We start from the raw sequence: 16520 nt of genomic DNA on the forward strand, positions 1-16520 counted from the left end.
CTTTCTCTTTCCACTTTCTCTTTCCACTTTCTTCTTTTTCTGCCCACTTCTTTGACTATATTGTTTGACACTTGCTTTGGGTTTAAATATAATGATTTGGATGCATAGTTTCAATCCGGAGGTCCATAGCAATGACAAAACAACACAAGGCAGATGTCGCCCTCGTCTTCGTAACGATGTCATGGGGGATTTCTTTCATATTAACCAAGCTACTCATAGAGGACATAGGTGTTTTTAATTTTCTTTCACAAAGATTTTTATTGGCCGCATTAATAGCCGCTATCTTCTTCAAAAAACAATTTAGGGAAATAACCCCAAGAATTTTTTTCACTGGTATGCTGATAGGATTCATGCTTTTCGGGGGCTACGCCCTACAGACAATTGGTCTTCTTTACACGAGCATATCCAATTCGGCCTTCATAACCGGTTTCGCTGTTGTATTGGTACCTATATTAAGCATTGCTTTCTTCAAGAGCAAACCGTCTGTTTCGGCCGTTTTAGGAGCGCTAATGGCACTCGCCGGACTTGCGCTGCTTACACTTAGAAATACATACGGATTTTCCGAAATAAACTTCGGTGATTTTCTCACATTCCTATCGGCAATCTGTTTTGCAATGCATATAATCTCGGTAGGGATTTTCGCAAAAAAAGGCAATGCAATACTCTTAGCCATAACCCAGATTTTCGGTGTTGGATTTTTCAGCATGATTGCGGCGCTATCTTTTGAAAAACACGCATTCCCTTCAACCGCTTCGAATTGGGGAGCTATGCTTTTCCTCGCCGTCATTTGCACATCATTGGCATTCATAGCACAAAACAAAGCTCAAAAATACACGACAGCATCGCATACGGCACTCATTTATTCGGGAGAGCCTGTATTCGCAACAATTTGCGAATTTTTCGTATATGGAACAATGCTTTCGGGGCAAGGTCTTTTCGGAGCATTTCTCATTCTATCGGGAATTATTATTTCAGAGCTAAATCCATTCAGAAAAAGACGCAGCGGTCACGTCTCAGCCTAATGTTTTAGAACATAAAAAAAGCGGCTGAATTATCAGCCGCTTTTTTGCATATTTTATTCTTCAAAAATGCCGAATTCCGCCATTTTATCCTCTATTACATTCCATACTTCTTCGAGACCCTCTTTTGTCTTTGTTGAAATCGGTATGATGACATCATCCTCTTCCATCCCAAGCGTCTGCCTAATTTCCTTTAAATGATTTTCTTTCCTACTCCTGGGTATCTTGTCGGTCTTCGTAACAAGGACAATCCCCCTATATCCGTTGCCTTTTATCCAATCGAACATAGTCTTGTCGAGTTCAGACGGCTTATGCCTCATATCCACTAAAAGAAAAACATTCATAAGCATCTGTCTCTCGCCCAAATATTTCATAATGCTTTTGCCCCATGTAGTCCTGCTTTTTTTAGACACCTTGGCATATCCATATCCCTGCAAATCAACAAAGTATATCAATTCATTTATGCGGTAGAAATTTATAGTCTGTGTCTTTCCTGGCGTAGAGCTTGTTCTTGCCATCTTTTTTCTGTTAACCAACATATTAATCAGAGATGACTTCCCTACATTTGAACGACCGGCAAAGGCTATCTCCGGCAAATTGTCTTCCGGATACTGCGCCGGACTAACTGCGCTGATTACAAAATCGGCACTTTTTATTTTCACTTTTGGTCACCGTCCATAAGGGCATGCTCAAGAACCTCATCCATGCTTTCAACCGGAACAAATTTGACTTTTCGCTTGATGATTGCCGGGATATCGTCAAGATCCTTTTCATTTTCCTTGGGTATCAGAATCTTTGTGATGCCAGCTCTTGCTGCCGCAAGAGATTTCTCTTTAAGTCCTCCAATTGGAAGCACTCTTCCCCTAAGTGTTATTTCACCCGTCATTGCAACTTCTCTGTTGATGGGTTTACCGGTCAAGGCGGATATAACTGCCGTAGCCATGGTTATTCCAGCCGAAGGGCCATCCTTTGGTATTGCCCCTTCAGGTATATGGATATGAACATCCATTTTTTCATGAAAATCCTTGTCTATACCAAGCTCTTCAGCCTTGCTTCTTATATAGCTTATTCCCGCCTGCGCAGACTCCTTCATGACATCGCCCAATTGTCCGGTAAGAATAATTTCACCCTTCCCGCTCATCAGTGTTGCCTCTATGGTCAAGGTCACTCCGCCCACAGTCGTCCAAGCCAATCCTGTAGCAAGTCCCAATTCGCTTTTCTGACTTAAAACATCATATCTATATTTCTTGCTGCCAAGGTATTTGTCCAAATTCGATTTGGTAATACGCACTGTATCAATTTTTTCCTCAACAATCTTAACGGCTGCTTTTCTGCAGATCTTGGCAATCTGCCTCTCAAGCTCCCGCACTCCGGATTCCCTCGTATAGTAATCGACAATATCCTTAATTGTGCTATCAGACATAGAAAGATTTTCAGGTTTCAAGCCATGCTCCTTCAATTGCTTTGGCAATAGATAACGGACGGCTATCTTTGTCTTTTCGGGTTCCGTGTACCCCGAAACCTCGATGATTTCCATTCTGTCTATGAGAGGGCTTGGGACATCCATCAATGAATTAGCGGTTGTTATGAACATTACCTTAGATAAATCAAAGGGAACTTCAAGATAGTTGTCCGTAAACTCCTTGTTTTGCTCAGGGTCTAGCACCTCAAGCAGTGCCGAAGCCGGATCCCCTCTAAAATCGCTGCTGATTTTGTCAATTTCATCGAAAAGAAAAACAGGATTCTTGCTACCCGCATCCTTTATGGCCGAGATTATCCTTCCGGGTATCGCTCCGATATAGGTTCTTCTATGCCCACGAATTTCCGCCTCGTCCCTCACACCGCCTAAAGACATTCTTACGAATTTGCGGTTAAGCGATCTGGCTATCGATTTTGCTATTGAAGTCTTTCCTACCCCCGGAGGCCCCACAAGGCAAATTATCGGACCTTTCATACTCTTTACAAGCTTTCTTATTGCAAGATATTCGAGTATTCTTTCCTTTACATCCTTAAGACCGTAATGGTCCTCATCAAGAATTTTCTTTGCCTTCTTGATATCTATGCTGTCTTTTGTCTGCTTATTCCACGGCAAATCCAGGAGCCATGTCGCATAAGACCTTATGACATTACCCTCAGCGGAACCCGGCGCCATCATACTCAATCGCTTTATTTCCTTCTCGATTTTTTCTCTTACATTCTTTGGTATCTTGGCTTTTTCAAGCTTTTGATAAAGCTCTTCTATGTCCTCGTCATATCCTGGACCTTCACCTAGTTCATCCTGAATAGCCTTCATTTGCTCTTTGAGGTAATAGTCCTTCTGAATCTTGCTAAGACGACCCCTAACCTTTTTGTCAATTTCGTTCTCTATCTCAAGAATTTCAATCTCCTTAAGAAGTATCTGATAAAGCACTTCCAAACGCTCCTTCGGATTTAGCGCTTCGAGAATTTCCTGCTTCTGGCTCGTTTTTAGTAGCATGTGTGAAGCCACTGCATCAGCAAGACGTCCCGGTTCCTCCATAGAGGAAACAGTTATAAGCACTTCCGGAGAAATCTTGTTGCTTGCGCTAATATATTCTTCAAACGCATTGATTACTGTACGCATCAATGCCTCGCATTCTTTTGTTACTTCCATCTTATCTTCATCAACATATTCTTCAACTTCTACCCTGAAGAAAGGTGTCTCTTCAATTATTTTCACTATCTTGCCGCGATCTACACCCTCAACCAAAACCCTAATTGCATCTCCCGGCAATTTAAGCATTTGCTTTATCTTTGAAACTGTTCCCACTTTATAAAAATCAGAACCGGTCGGCAAATCAACCTCAACTTCCATCTGAGAAGACAAAAAGATCATTTGATCCATCATCATGGCTTCTTCCAGCGCCTTGATTGATTTTTCCCTGCCTATATCGAAATGCAAGACCATATTAGGAAAAACTGTAAGTCCTCTAAGCGGAATCATCGGGAGTTCGATAAGGTTCTTTTTGATTTCATCCATGTTGCCACTCTCCTTTTCACCGGTCCGCATATCAAGTCCGGTTCTATAAAATCGATTCTCAAACACTAAGCCGCTTAATTAAATAAGAAAGCGAGAAACCCGCTTTCTTATCCAGTCATTTCTACGACACATTTTCTTCTTTTCTAATGTGCTTTTGTTTACTTTCTCCGAAAACCAATTTTGGCTGAATCCCTTCGCTAATTGTTTTCTTTGTCACTATGCACTTCTTGATATCGTCCCTTGAAGGAATCTCGAACATGATATCCCTCATTACGCTTTCAATGATGCTTCGGAGGCCCCTGGCCCCGGTGTTTCGTTTTACGGCCTCTTTCACAATTTCGTCAACCGCCTCGTCTTCAAACTCAAGTTCAACTCCATCAAGCTCGAAAAGCTTCTTGTATTGTTTAACCAAAGCATTCTTTGGCTCCAAAAGTATCCGCTTGAGAGCATCTTCTTTCAATTCATGCAGGCCCGCATAAACAGGCACTCTGCCTATGAATTCCGGAATCAATCCGTATTTCAATAGGTCCATCGGCAACATTTTTTCTAGAAGCTTGCCTATTTCCAGCTCTTCTTTTCCTATTATATCCGCAACAAAACCAATGTTCTTTTCTCCGATTCTGCGCTGTATAATCTTGTCTATGCCATCGAATGCTCCTCCGCATATGAACAAAATGTCGCTTGTATCAATCTGTATGAACTCCTGCTGGGGATGCTTCCTGCCGCCCTGTGGAGGAACACTTGCAACCGTTCCTTCGATTATCTTTAGAAGGGCCTGCTGAACACCCTCACCACTTACATCTCTTGTGATTGACGGATTATCTGATTTTCGCGAAATCTTATCGATTTCGTCGATATAGATTATTCCCTTTTGGGCTCTTTCCACATCGTAGTCGGCAGCCTGTATTAGCCTTAGAAGAATATTTTCAACATCTTCTCCCACATAACCCGCCTCAGTAAGAGATGTTGCATCGGCGATTGCAAATGGAACTTTAAGAAGCTTGGCCAAAGTTTGGGCCAAAAGCGTTTTCCCGCAACCCGTAGGGCCTATCAGCAAGATGTTGCTCTTCTGCAACTCTACATCGTCGTCCTTTTTTTCTTTGTTGATCCTCTTATAATGATTGTAAACAGCTACCGCCAATGTTTTTTTAGCGCCTTCCTGTCCTATTACATATTGATCCAAAATTTCTTTTATTTTTGCAGGTTTCAATATGCCTGACATTTCCACATCAAAGGTTTCATTTAATTCTTCTTTGATAATTTCCATGCAAAGCTCAACACACTCATCGCAGATATAGACATTCGGTCCGGCAATAAGTCGCCTAACTTGGTCTTGGGTCTTTCCGCAAAATGAACATCTAAGCTGTTTTTTTTCATCACTTTTAGCCATTAGAACCCCTCTTTCGCATGTTACCTTGCACTGATAACCTTGTCAATTATCCCATATTCCATAGCTTCATCCGAACTCATGAAATTGTCTCTGTCGGTATCTTTTGATACTTTTTCCAAACTCTGTCCGGTTCTTTCGCTTAGAATTTTATTGAGCTTTTCTCTTATTTTAATGATTCTTTCGGCATGTATTCTTATGTCTTCAGCCTGACCCTGGGTTCCTCCCAGTGGCTGATGAATCATAATTTCAGCATTCGGAAGAGCATATCGTTTTCCTTTTTCTCCAGCAGCCAGCAAAAAAGCCCCCATTGATGCTGCCATTCCCACGCATATGGTTGAAACATCGGGCTTTATGAACTGCATGGTGTCATAAATAGCCATGCCGGAAGTAATGGAACCACCCGGGCTGTTTATATATAGCGAAATGTCTTTATCTGGATCTTCTGCTTCAAGAAAAAGCATTTGTGCCACCACCAAGCTGGCTGTCACATCATTTACATCTTCTCCGAGAAAAATAATTCTGTCTTTAAGCAATCTTGAAAATATGTCATACGACCTTTCACCTCTGTTTGTCTGTTCAACAACTATGGGTACTAACGCCATATCAAACACCTCCTATTTCGATTATACCTTTTATGGTTGGGCATCTAAACAAGTTTTGTCTTCTCGACCAAAAGATCGATTGTTTTTCTGGAAACTATGGATTCCTTAAGATACTCCAGATTTTCCCCGCTATAGGTCATTTTCACTTTATCCAATTCCATTTTATACTGCTCGGCGATTTTTTCCATTTCAGCTTCCAATTCCTCTTCAGAAGCTTCAACAGCCTCTTTCTTAGAAATAGCTTCAACAGTAAGGCCCGTTTTCGCTTTCTTCTCGGCGTCCTCTTTCATCTGCTCTCTGAGGTCCTTTTCTTCAGACTGAGTAATTTCGTAGTACTTGTCCAAATCCAAGCCCTGGTATTTCAATTGATATCCAAAGTCCTTGATCATAGAATCGATTTCGTTTTCTACCATCACTTCGGGAAGATCTATTTCAGATATTGAAACAGCTTTTTCAATAACCTTGTTCCTTATTTCGGATTTTGCGCGCTTATCGGCTTCATCCTCCATTTTGGCTCTGGTATCTGCCTTAAGCTCTTCCAATGTGTCAAATTCACTTATATCCTTTGCCAATTCATCGTCAAGCTCCGGCAATTCTTTACGCTTTACTTCCTTGACAACAACCTTGAATGTCGCTTCCGCTCCTGCAAGTTCGTCAGAATGATAGTCATCCGGGAAAGTCACTTTAATTTCCTTTTCTTCACCGGCTTTGCATCCTACAATCTGTTCCTCGAATCCAGGTATGAATTGATTTGATCCCAATTCCAAAGGATGGTTCTCTCCTTTTCCGCCTTCAAAAGCTTCCTCGCCTACGAATCCTTCATAGTCTATCATGGCAGTATCGCCATTTTTTGCTTCATCTTCTATGCTAACCAAACGGGAATTCATATCTCTCGACTTTTCCATCTCAGCATCAACTTCCTCATCTGTAACATCTGAGGATACTTTTTCCACTTCTATAGAATCATATGCACCGAGAACAACCTCAGGCTTGACTATAACATCAACCGTAAAAATAACCGGCTCGCCCAGTTCCAAAGTTTCAATGTCAACATCGGGTCTTCCAACAGGTTCCAAACCAAGTTCCTCTACAGCCTTCTCGTATTCCACAGGAAAAGCCAAGTTAATTGCGTCGTCATAAAACACTCCAACTCCGTATTGAAGCTCTATGACCTTCTGCGGAGCCTTGCCTTTTCGAAAACCGGGTATATTGAATCGGCCTCTGTTTTTCAAGTAAGCTTTCTTTATTGCCTCCTTGAAAGCTTCATCTGAAACCGTTACCTTCAAACTGACATTGTTGTTTTCCTTTTTTACAAATTCTGAACTCATCGTTGTGTGCCTCCTCTAATTCTAATTATATGTGAACTTATTCCCCATGTTCCGGGGTTATCATCTGTTGGTCGATTGAACCTTCCATGGCTAAAGTCACAGGCCTTCTGGCTCTTATCATAAAAAAGTTTATCATGTTACGCTAATACATTATATCATACATGATGTATTAGCGTAACCAATAAACCTCGCTTCTATGCATATCCTTGTAAATTATACCACTCGTCAACTCTTTGTAAACCCCTTTTTGCCATTTGAACACGGTTTTAAGCTTTTTCGGAGACTTTCACAATATTTCAACGGATTCCAGCCCCTTTTCAGTCAAAAAAACATGCATTTACAGGAATTTTTCCAAAATCGATATTTAGAAATTCATCAGCGTAACATCTATCTTCCCATTGGCAGAGTTGCAGCAAATGCCGCCGATGAAACCAAGATAATCGTTGCTCCCGATGGCAATGAATATTTATATGCCAAACCTATTCCTGCCAATGTAAAAATAAAACCCAAAACTGATGAAAGCGCCATTGTAGATTCTATTCGATTAGTAAACCGTCCGGCAATCATGGGTGGAATGGTAAGAAGCGCTATGGCCAGTATTATGCCCACCAACCTTAGAATAACAACCACCGAAACGCCTACAATAATATATACAAAGTAGTCGAATATGCTCTTCCTTCCAGATGAGACTTCTGCAAAAGTCTCATCAAAAAGGTAGGCCTTCAAATGGTTCATATATGCCAATGCCAAAACTGCAACAATTGAGGTCAAAATAGCCATTGGATACAAATCAAACAGCCTAACCGCCTCTATATCACCGAAAAGATACACATCTATATTTGGCGATTCTCCCGGTTTAAGATAAATGAATATGCTTCCTAGTGCCATCCCCAATGCCCAGAGTACTCCAACCAGCCCATCAATATGCCTTGAATCACGTTGTTTTATTGCCGCCATTATTAGAGCCCCGGCCACTGCAAATGCAAGTGCCCCCCAAACAGGTTCGAACCCCATAAGAAATCCGAGGCCAACCCCTCCAAAAACCATATGGGCTATCCCACCGCTCATCATCACTATGTTCTTTTCTACTATTACAGTCCCAACAATTCCGCACAATATGCTCGCAAAAAATGCACTAACAACAACCCTGTCCATAAATATATTTCTAATTACATCATCCATCAACTCTTGCCCCCTTCCCTCTTATGGGGCCTAAGTACACGATGAGGTACACCGTGGGCCAAAAGATCCACAGGGCACCCGAATGTATGCTCAATTATGTTTTCATTTATTTTCGATTCACCATGATAGAATAACTCAACATTGACGCAAGCGATGCTTTTTACATATGCCGATACCACTCCCAAGTCATGTGTTATGAGCATAATGGTTATCTCCTTGTTGAGTTCCTTAAGCAAATCATATATTCCGTCCTTGGCTTTTGTATCAACGCTAGCTGTAGGTTCGTCAAGAATAAGTATTTTAGGCTCCACAACCAACGCCCTGGCAAGAAGCATCTTCTGCGTTTCTCCACCCGAAAGCGTTTTTACAATATTCTTTTTCAAATGCTTAAGTCCAACTCTTTCCATTATTGAATCAGCTTTAATCATCTCTTCCTTTCCATACTTTCTAAAAGGCTTCACCTTTCCTAGCATGCCGGTTAAGACTACCTCCTCAACGCTGATTGGAAAGTCTTTCTCAAATGTCGTAAATTGAGGAACATACCCCACCATTCCACGAGCCTTCTTGGGAGGCATTCCATATATAAGCACATTTCCTTGGCTCGCTTCCTTTATTCCAAGTATCACCTTGGCAAGGGTCGTCTTGCCCCCTCCATTTGGACCGATTATGCCAAGAAACTCACCCTCCGCAACCTTCATATTCACATTGTTCAATACACAATTATTGTCATAGCATACTTTTAGGTTTGTAATTTCAATAGCTGTCTTCATAAAGCAAATCATCCATCCTTCCCCGAACCTATATCCGTTTTCTAATCTTTTTTGCGCTTGGCCGGTTTGCATAGGTCTTTCTTTTTCTCAGACTTACGGCCGCATTTTTCACACTCGTATTTTTTCTTGACCATGGATTCAAGGCGCTTCTTGTATTCTTCCTTATCAAGCTTGCACATTTTCATAATACGCACCCGCCTTTTCTATAAAACCGAGGCCCTGCGAGACCACTTTGCAAAAAACTTTTTAATCTTCGAATCATTGATACCCATTTTTATGCCAAATAAATATAGCCATCCCAATAAAAAGGACGGCTCAGCTTAATGCTGTTATTGGTCATCTTTATTCGTTTGTAAATGCATCCTTAAAGTACTCAGCCATGTCGTCTATATTGTGGGCTCTCATATCCTTTGGCAAAAGCGGCAGCTTGGCAATGCTTTTATCGCTAAAGAAATCCTCGATTTCAGCCACATACTTGATCTCGTCTTCTTTTTTTATTTTCCAGAAATCATCTGACATTTTTTCCGGAAGTATCCTGTTTATAACCAATTTTCTTACAGGCATGTTGTATTTCTTAAGAATATCGATGGCCTTCTTGGTTTCCTCAATCGGAAGCTTTTCCGCGTTTAAGACAAAAATGAAATCGAGCTGCTTATCGTCAATCATTATCTCTCTGGCCTTCTCCATGTTCGTCTTTCTTCTATTTAATATCTTTAGAATAGGATCATGGTCAAGATATGCCTTTGAACCTCTGTCTACCGACTTGGTCATCTGAGAGACCTCAAGGGCCCTCCCTCGTTTTGCAAGAAGCGAATCCATCCAAACACCTAGGAGTTCAGGAAGAGAGAATAATCTAATAGTATGTCCCGTAGGAGCCGTATCGAATACTATTTGATCATAGTCGTCGGTTTTTTCCACTATTATTTCTATCATTTTGTCAAAAACTGCAGACTCATGGGTTCCGGGAGAAATGGACGCTGCGTCAAGCTGGCGATTGATTTCCTCCATTATTATGGGACTTATAACCTTTCCAAGGCTGCGCTTCACTCCCGAAATATATTTATCGCTTTCATATTCAGCATCTATCTCAAGCCCGTCCAGATTGTCCCTGATCGGCGTAACATCCATACCAATCTTCATTTCAAAAATATCCGAAGTCGAATGGGCCGGATCCGTTGAAACAATAAGAGTCTTTTTACCCTGCTTCGCCGAATATACGGCGAAAGCGGCCGAACAGCTTGTTTTTCCGACGCCGCCTTTTCCTCCAAAAAATACAATTTTATTCATATATATCACTCCTCATCTGAATTTGGTTCTATACATCAAGGTCCCAGTCTCCCCATTTTTCCTGCCATATTGATTTCCTGCTCATCATCCTTCTCTGCCATTTCTCCAAATCCTCGGCAAGATAAGGCAGAAGTTCCAATGTGTAGTAGCTGGTTGGAATGGGAATCCCCAAATTATCGGCAAAGCAAATCAACATAAAATTATCCATCTGATCCATGGCTTCCTTATCAAGCATAGATTTCGATTTTCTGTTAAAATCCGTTGCCGCGCCAAAAAACTCCTTCATAAATTGAAAGAATCCGATTTTTTCATCGTATCTAGACATGTCATCATCTCCTTCGTCAAAGTGACCTTTATTCATAATTATATATCTAAACAACCGGTTTTCGACTTCTAAAAAGCGAAAAGCGGCAATGAATGCCTATTTTGCATATATAGGTCTTCTAAATACCCCCCACGCCTATTTGTATTTTATCACATGCGTCAAGAGGCTGAAACTCCATAATTCGAAATCCCGAATATTATTTAGTTGTGTATGTGATTTTGTTCGTTTTAGTACATATTTAAAACCCCGACGCCTGTCCGGGGTTTTTTGATGTCTTATATGTAGTATTTCCCATTCCATAAAATATTTTCTACGATTCCTGTAATTTAATCCGAAATTTCGATATTTGCCGTTCAACGCGCATATGAAAAACTTATCTTTAATAGTATCCTTTTACGACATCATTTCGATATCTCTAAAAATATTAACTGCATTATATTTTATTTATATACTAATGCTGCTAACACAAAATTTATCTTTGATTTTAAGTTTCTCGATTGTATTATAATAAATCTCTGCATTTCCTGTTGTGAATATTTCAATCGCGGTTTCCATATTATTGTCTTCTTCCAACATATTATTATCTTTTAAGGTCAATTTGATTTTCTCTGCCAAATAATAACCCGGATTTATTATTTCCAGATTTGGTGCTTCAAGTTTAAATACATCTTCAACAATAGGATAGTGAGTACATGCCAATATCAAATATGAAACTTCGTTGCCTACTGTTATATTATTCAAATGATGCTTAATGACATCTTTGATAATAGGTGAATCAAAATCCCCACTGTCAATCAACTCGGCCAAGTCCGGTGATGGTTCCCCAACAATTTTGATGTTGCCATTTCCACTTAAAATCTTTTTTTGATATGATCCACTCTCTATAGTAAAAGTGGTTCCAATTATCCCTATATTGTCTTTTTTGCTATCAACAACATAATCCGCCGTCGGAGTTATTATATCCAGTATTGGAAAATCATACCTGTCTTTATAGTCTTCAATTAATGTTGAAATGGTATTACATGCAATACCAACAACTTTAACTTTTTTTTCATTTAAAAAATCCAGCATATCCAACGTAAGCCTTAAGATTTCTTCCTTGCTCCTATTTCCATAAGGACAATTCAAATTATCCCCAAAATAAATTATGCCCTCATTGGGCAACAACTCTCGCAGTTCCTTTACAACTGTAAATCCGCCTATCCCAGAATCTATAATCCCTATTTTATCTCTATGTTTCATATGTTAAGCTCCCCTCTTATTTAGTCAATGACAAAAAATCCTTTTGCTTGCTATAATCTAATGTAGAAAGCCATGTTCGGTTTTCAACCTCACATGCCATTTAAAATTTCGGCGGTTTCCTCAATCTCTTTCTCCCTTATGTCATGAATGTCCTCACTCGATTTCGAAACTGCCTTGAATATTGTTCTCTCCATAAATTCCATTTTGCGCAATACTATTTCCTGCCCAAAGTATTTTACGAAGATTGCATTGTCAATCAGCTCATCTGAAAAGTTTTCCCTCAGATATGTCTCGGCCTTGGCTTCAAATCCGCAGCACACGAAAAAAGCATATTTCTTGTTCGCGAGTTGCGCTTCATTTTCAGCAACATAGCGCACAAGCTCCTTGTGCACCTTGCCGGCATAAATCGAAGTACCAAATATGACCCTTTCATACCCGTCTATGGATTTTGGCTGATTCTTTTTAAGATTGACACAATCAACGCTTCCATCCAGTTTTTCCACAAGCTTTTTAGCCGCCATTTCTGTTGCTCCATGCTTTGAAGCGCAAACGATTAATGTCTTCATATTACCCTCCTTTAATACCCGTTTCCTCAGCATCCGGCGTTTCCACTTCTACCGCAGAAGCCCCGAATTTCTGCTTGACAGCAAAGGCTGATGCCCCCGCCATGACTAGAATAATCCCAAAAATCTTAACAATCCCCATGGGCTCATTGAATATCGCAAATGAAAGAATTGCAGCAAATACCACTTCCGTAGATGCCAAAATACCAGCCTTTGAAGCTTCTATTCCATATGTATAGGCTTTTATGTATATACTATATCCAATAACCGTCGGAATCAACCAATGCAAAATTGCCATTGCCGCCATTTCGCGCGACCAATCGGCATTCATGATTCCACCAATTTGGGAAAATGGCAAGAAGAATATCCAGCCAAAGACCATTGCATAAAATATGATTGTCATTTCATTGTAGCCTTTCGACAAATATTTGCATAGTATAGTGAAAACAGCGTACGCCACTCCCGCTCCCAATCCTGTAATTATTCCCCGCGAGTTGATTGCCAAATTTGCCATATCACCTCCCGTGCATACCAGCAGGCATCCTGCAAAACTCAAAATCATTGCAATTCCTTTTCCGGAATCGAAAATTTCGCCAAAAACAAAGTATGCCATAACCGCAATGAATGCCGGCGATGTATAAAGAAAAACAGTAATCGTCGAAACAGAAGTCAGCCGTAGAGTTTCAAAATATAGCCAATTCAAAGCTGCCTGGCCCAGCAACCCGAAAAGCATAGTAACCAAAATGCCTTTGCGGTCGATTTTAAAATTTGAAGGCTTGAAAAATGCAAAAACAAAAAAAAGAATGGCAGACGAACCAAACATCCTTAAAAAAGCGACCTGATTTGAACCCAGCCCTCCATCCATCAAAAAACTTCCAAAAATACCCGTTGTCGCCCAAAGAAACGCGGATAGAATCACTAGAGAATAGCCTTTTGATTTACCTTCCATTCCCATTCCTCCTAAGCATCCCGATCCTTAACATACAAATATAAATCGCACTTGTCATCATAAAAGCAAATTCGTTTTATCAATACTTATTTAAAATATTGCTAGGGAAAAAAACAGTAAAAACAACAATTTTATTCCAATGATTAAAGATATATTCGAATATTCAATGTACATATTTATAATACCACTTTTCGCATTGTTTATACATATTTTACCGACAAATTAAAACGGCTCACCAAAATCGGAGCCGCTTCATATTCTTACCATTAATTTCAACAATCATATCTTTGAAGAATATCAATTATACTTATTTCAGTATTTTTGTATAAAGTCTGTACATAATTACCGCAGACTCCGCCCTTGTAGCACGTTCTGTCGGTGCAAACCGGCCATCGATTCCGTTAATTAGACCGTGGTAAACCACGCAAACCGCTCCGTCCTCAGCCCACGAAGCAATGCTTTCTGCATCCTCGAACGTATCATTGAGATCCGCTTCGCCGTCTTCATATCCATAGAGTTTGAGAACATTCGCAAGTACGACCGCCTGCTCCTGGCGCGTGATCTTTCCATTGGGGTCAAACGATGCATCGCCTTTTCCATTCATTAACCCCGCTGCCTTGACAGATGCTACAGCATCCGCGTACCATTCCGAGCCAGCCACATCTGCAAAGCCCGTATCATAGTCTTTTGGAGTCTTAAGATTAAGAATCCTTGTCGCAATTGCAGCAAATTCCGCACGAGTTATATCTTTTGAAGGATCGAATAAACCCTGGCTTCTTCCCTTTATAAAACCCTTCCCTGCCATAGCACTTACTTCATCTTCAGCCCAGGTGGCAAGCTCCATGTCTTCAAACGAAACATCAGACTCGTCAACGAAGTACTTGCTGAAGTGATTTGTTTCAAACACTATCATACCTGTTTCCTCATTGTATGTTCCACCCACAGGAACAACCGTTCCGTCGTCCTTGAGCCAGTATACCGTAAGAGCAGCCGCATCGTCGCCCTTTTGCAAATCAAAAGAAATGGAAACTCTCATGATTCCATTGAAATCGATTTCCTTAACTCCGTCCAAAAATAGATTCATATCTAGAATCGTTGCGCCTTTCGCCACATCCGAGCCTTCCGGAAGATCCGAAATATCGACCGGTTTCACTTCTACTACAACTTCCTTTTCCATATCTTCTTCGCTGAGCGTATCAGCGCAAAGCGCCACCTCTGCCCATGGTGTGACAACTGCAACCTCGTCCACTTCTGCACTGAACGCCCTGCTTAGTGCTCCCGATGCAAAAGCTACGGAAGCTGTATCGTCATCATCTTCAACTATAACCGCAACCCTGCTTTTGAGTTCCTTATCCAGAACAATGCCTTCATCTTCGAAAGCCTCTTGTATTGCCGCCGCCTTTTCAGCCGAAGCTTCGGCAAGATCCTCGAGCGCAGAAGCCCTCATTTCAGCTGGTTTGCCATTATTCATCACTATGGAAGTCTCTCCTGCTTTCTTGATGGCAGCTTTCGCCAAAAGCATTAGAGTTTCTCCGGCGTCCTCGCCTTCTTCTTTCATCAAGGAGTCGAATGCATCCTTAAGCTCATCAGCCGTTGCATCGGCATTTTCGAGAACAATCTCTGCCATTTCCTCAATCAATCCTTCTTCTCCTGCAAATACGCCCTCTTCCTCAGTCCAGTCAGAAGAATAGAACCATTCAATGCTGTCACCATCTCTCGCCGAAACACTGTCTGCCCCGCTTGAAGGAGCAGAACCATTCAACTTTACCATCCATCCGCTTCGAATTCCATGATCAAACTCATAAAGTCCTCCGATTTCGCTCACATAACCGCCAGATGCCGTGTAGCTAATCCCCCTGCTGTCCAAAATATTCTTTGTAACATCGAGCACTGAATCTCCGTGATTTATTGTCACGGAAGAACTTGAAAGAATTTTGCTTCCGTATCCATTTACGGTCACAAATGCCCTTTCGACCTGAGCCACATAATCGTAGATTGTAAGATTCGTTTCATCGAATAGCCCGTTGTATGCGGCCCTAACCTCGATTGTTCCGGAATTATTTGCTGTCAAAAGACCGCTGGCATCAATTGTCGCCTTGGATGTGTCACTTACATACCATGACACATCATTTGTTACATTCTCCGTTCCGTCCAATCCGATTACCCAAGCCTCAAACTGTTTAGTTTGGTTTTCCGTAACGGAACTATTTGAAGGCGAAATCGAAAGCCCAAGTTCAAGTTCGGCGCCCATACTTAGATATGCCTCAAGCGCCCATATGTCGTCCATCAGATTCGCGCCTGATCCGAAGGTTCCTACATTGTTAAAACCGTCTTCTGCCAGATATTTTACGGCAGCTGCACCTTCAGTAGTGCCTGTCTTCCAGTCGCTGTCTATGAGAGTCATGGCCTTTAGCATCTCTGCTGTATCAATAAATGGATCATCATATCCATTTACAAATGATCCCTGAAATGTCTGCTTGCTCGAAAGCCAGGCTGCGCCAGATGTCATAACCTCTGATCCGGGTTCAAACTCATGAAGAGTTCTTACGACTTGTGCAGTTGACACGAAATCACCAGCCCACACACTCGAATCAAACCAGTCCCAATCTCCCCATGATCCATCTGTTCCCTGTAATCCTGTCAAATATGAAACAGCGCCAGAGGTGGATATTTCATTTAAAGCTCCGGATTCTCTTAGAAGATCGAATGCTGGCGCGTCAGTGTATATGTCCCCCGAAAGAGCACCAGACGTTGTCTGCATCGCCTTTACAAGCTCAAGTACCACTGCCGAATCGGTTGTCTTGCCTGCAGCATTAAGATACAGGTAATCCTGCGCAAGCTGCTTCGCGTTCCTACCGGCAGCAC

General features: G+C 41.3%; 15 protein-coding genes. 1 reads left to right on the top strand and 14 read right to left on the bottom strand.

Annotated features, from left to right (window positions below; translation table 11 throughout):
* The first annotated feature begins 131 nt into the window (after positions 1-131).
* Positions 132-1022, top strand: a complete 891-nt coding sequence (locus JJE29_06840; protein ID MBK5252330.1) for a DMT family transporter — start codon at positions 132-134, stop codon at positions 1020-1022.
* Positions 1023-1075: 53 nt separating this feature from the next.
* Here JJE29_06840 and JJE29_06845 read toward each other — a convergent pair whose 3' ends face one another.
* The 14 genes from JJE29_06845 to JJE29_06910 all read right to left on the bottom strand — a co-directional run.
* Positions 1076-1681 (bottom strand): YihA family ribosome biogenesis GTP-binding protein, encoded by a 606-nt coding sequence (locus JJE29_06845; protein ID MBK5252331.1) that lies wholly within the window; start codon positions 1679-1681, stop codon positions 1076-1078.
* Positions 1678-4017 (bottom strand): endopeptidase La, encoded by a 2340-nt coding sequence (lon, locus tag JJE29_06850; protein MBK5252332.1) that lies wholly within the window; start codon positions 4015-4017, stop codon positions 1678-1680. Before lon ends, JJE29_06845 begins: the two co-directional genes overlap by 4 nt.
* Before the next feature lie 121 nt (positions 4018-4138).
* Entirely contained in the window at positions 4139-5407 is a 1269-nt protein-coding gene (gene clpX / locus JJE29_06855; GenBank protein MBK5252333.1) for an ATP-dependent Clp protease ATP-binding subunit ClpX, read from the bottom strand.
* A gap of 20 nt (positions 5408-5427) precedes the next feature.
* Positions 5428-6009 carry an ATP-dependent Clp endopeptidase proteolytic subunit ClpP gene (gene clpP / locus JJE29_06860; GenBank protein MBK5252334.1) on the bottom strand — a complete coding sequence of 194 codons (582 nt, stop codon included), beginning with the start codon at positions 6007-6009 and terminating at the stop codon, positions 5428-5430.
* Between the two features lie 44 nt (positions 6010-6053).
* The gene (locus JJE29_06865; GenBank protein MBK5252335.1) at positions 6054-7337 is read right to left on the bottom strand and encodes a trigger factor; all 1284 of its coding nucleotides are present in this window, start codon (positions 7335-7337) and stop codon (positions 6054-6056) included.
* Between the two features lie 387 nt (positions 7338-7724).
* A complete protein-coding gene (locus JJE29_06870; GenBank protein MBK5252336.1) occupies positions 7725-8519 on the bottom strand; it encodes a metal ABC transporter permease in 795 nt (264 codons plus the stop codon).
* A complete protein-coding gene (locus tag JJE29_06875; GenBank protein ID MBK5252337.1) occupies positions 8519-9289 on the bottom strand; it encodes an ABC transporter ATP-binding protein in 771 nt (256 codons plus the stop codon). The genes JJE29_06870 and JJE29_06875 overlap by 1 nt, the downstream gene beginning before the upstream one ends.
* Before the next feature lie 41 nt (positions 9290-9330).
* On the bottom strand, positions 9331-9474 hold the full coding sequence (locus JJE29_06880; GenBank protein ID MBK5252338.1) for a hypothetical protein: 144 nt from the start codon (positions 9472-9474) through the stop codon (positions 9331-9333).
* Between the two features lie 157 nt (positions 9475-9631).
* The gene (locus JJE29_06885) at positions 9632-10576 is read right to left on the bottom strand and encodes an ArsA family ATPase (GenBank protein MBK5252339.1); all 945 of its coding nucleotides are present in this window, start codon (positions 10574-10576) and stop codon (positions 9632-9634) included.
* Between the two features lie 28 nt (positions 10577-10604).
* Positions 10605-10901 (bottom strand): hypothetical protein, encoded by a 297-nt coding sequence (locus JJE29_06890; protein ID MBK5252340.1) that lies wholly within the window; start codon positions 10899-10901, stop codon positions 10605-10607.
* Positions 10902-11345: 444 nt separating this feature from the next.
* The gene (gene murI / locus JJE29_06895) at positions 11346-12143 is read right to left on the bottom strand and encodes a glutamate racemase (protein MBK5252341.1); all 798 of its coding nucleotides are present in this window, start codon (positions 12141-12143) and stop codon (positions 11346-11348) included.
* Positions 12144-12232: 89 nt separating this feature from the next.
* Entirely contained in the window at positions 12233-12709 is a 477-nt protein-coding gene (locus JJE29_06900; protein ID MBK5252342.1) for a flavodoxin domain-containing protein, read from the bottom strand.
* A 1-nt stretch (position 12710) separates the two neighbouring features.
* On the bottom strand, positions 12711-13655 hold the full coding sequence (locus JJE29_06905) for an EamA family transporter (GenBank protein MBK5252343.1): 945 nt from the start codon (positions 13653-13655) through the stop codon (positions 12711-12713).
* A gap of 307 nt (positions 13656-13962) precedes the next feature.
* Positions 13963-16520 (bottom strand): S-layer homology domain-containing protein (locus JJE29_06910; GenBank protein ID MBK5252344.1); only part of this gene is annotated, 2558 nt, incomplete at its 5' end.

This window comes from Peptostreptococcaceae bacterium (assembly GCA_016649995.1).
GTDB lineage: Bacteria > Bacillota > Clostridia > Peptostreptococcales > BM714 > BM714.

Coding starts and splice junctions, on each gene's coding strand:
- clpP (MBK5252334.1), bottom strand. CDS start 6,009: ATGGCGTTAGTACCCATAGTTGTTGAACAGACAAACAGAGGTGAAAGG.
- JJE29_06885 (MBK5252339.1), bottom strand. CDS start 10,576: ATGAATAAAATTGTATTTTTTGGAGGAAAAGGCGGCGTCGGAAAAACA.
- JJE29_06865 (MBK5252335.1), bottom strand. CDS start 7,337: ATGAGTTCAGAATTTGTAAAAAAGGAAAACAACAATGTCAGTTTGAAG.
- clpX (MBK5252333.1), bottom strand. CDS start 5,407: ATGGCTAAAAGTGATGAAAAAAAACAGCTTAGATGTTCATTTTGCGGA.
- JJE29_06905 (MBK5252343.1), bottom strand. CDS start 13,655: ATGGAAGGTAAATCAAAAGGCTATTCTCTAGTGATTCTATCCGCGTTT.
- JJE29_06875 (MBK5252337.1), bottom strand. CDS start 9,289: ATGAAGACAGCTATTGAAATTACAAACCTAAAAGTATGCTATGACAAT.
- murI (MBK5252341.1), bottom strand. CDS start 12,143: ATGAAACATAGAGATAAAATAGGGATTATAGATTCTGGGATAGGCGGA.
- JJE29_06890 (MBK5252340.1), bottom strand. CDS start 10,901: ATGTCTAGATACGATGAAAAAATCGGATTCTTTCAATTTATGAAGGAG.
- lon (MBK5252332.1), bottom strand. CDS start 4,017: ATGGATGAAATCAAAAAGAACCTTATCGAACTCCCGATGATTCCGCTT.
- JJE29_06870 (MBK5252336.1), bottom strand. CDS start 8,519: ATGGATGATGTAATTAGAAATATATTTATGGACAGGGTTGTTGTTAGT.
- JJE29_06880 (MBK5252338.1), bottom strand. CDS start 9,474: ATGAAAATGTGCAAGCTTGATAAGGAAGAATACAAGAAGCGCCTTGAA.
- JJE29_06900 (MBK5252342.1), bottom strand. CDS start 12,709: ATGAAGACATTAATCGTTTGCGCTTCAAAGCATGGAGCAACAGAAATG.
- JJE29_06840 (MBK5252330.1), top strand. CDS start 132: ATGACAAAACAACACAAGGCAGATGTCGCCCTCGTCTTCGTAACGATG.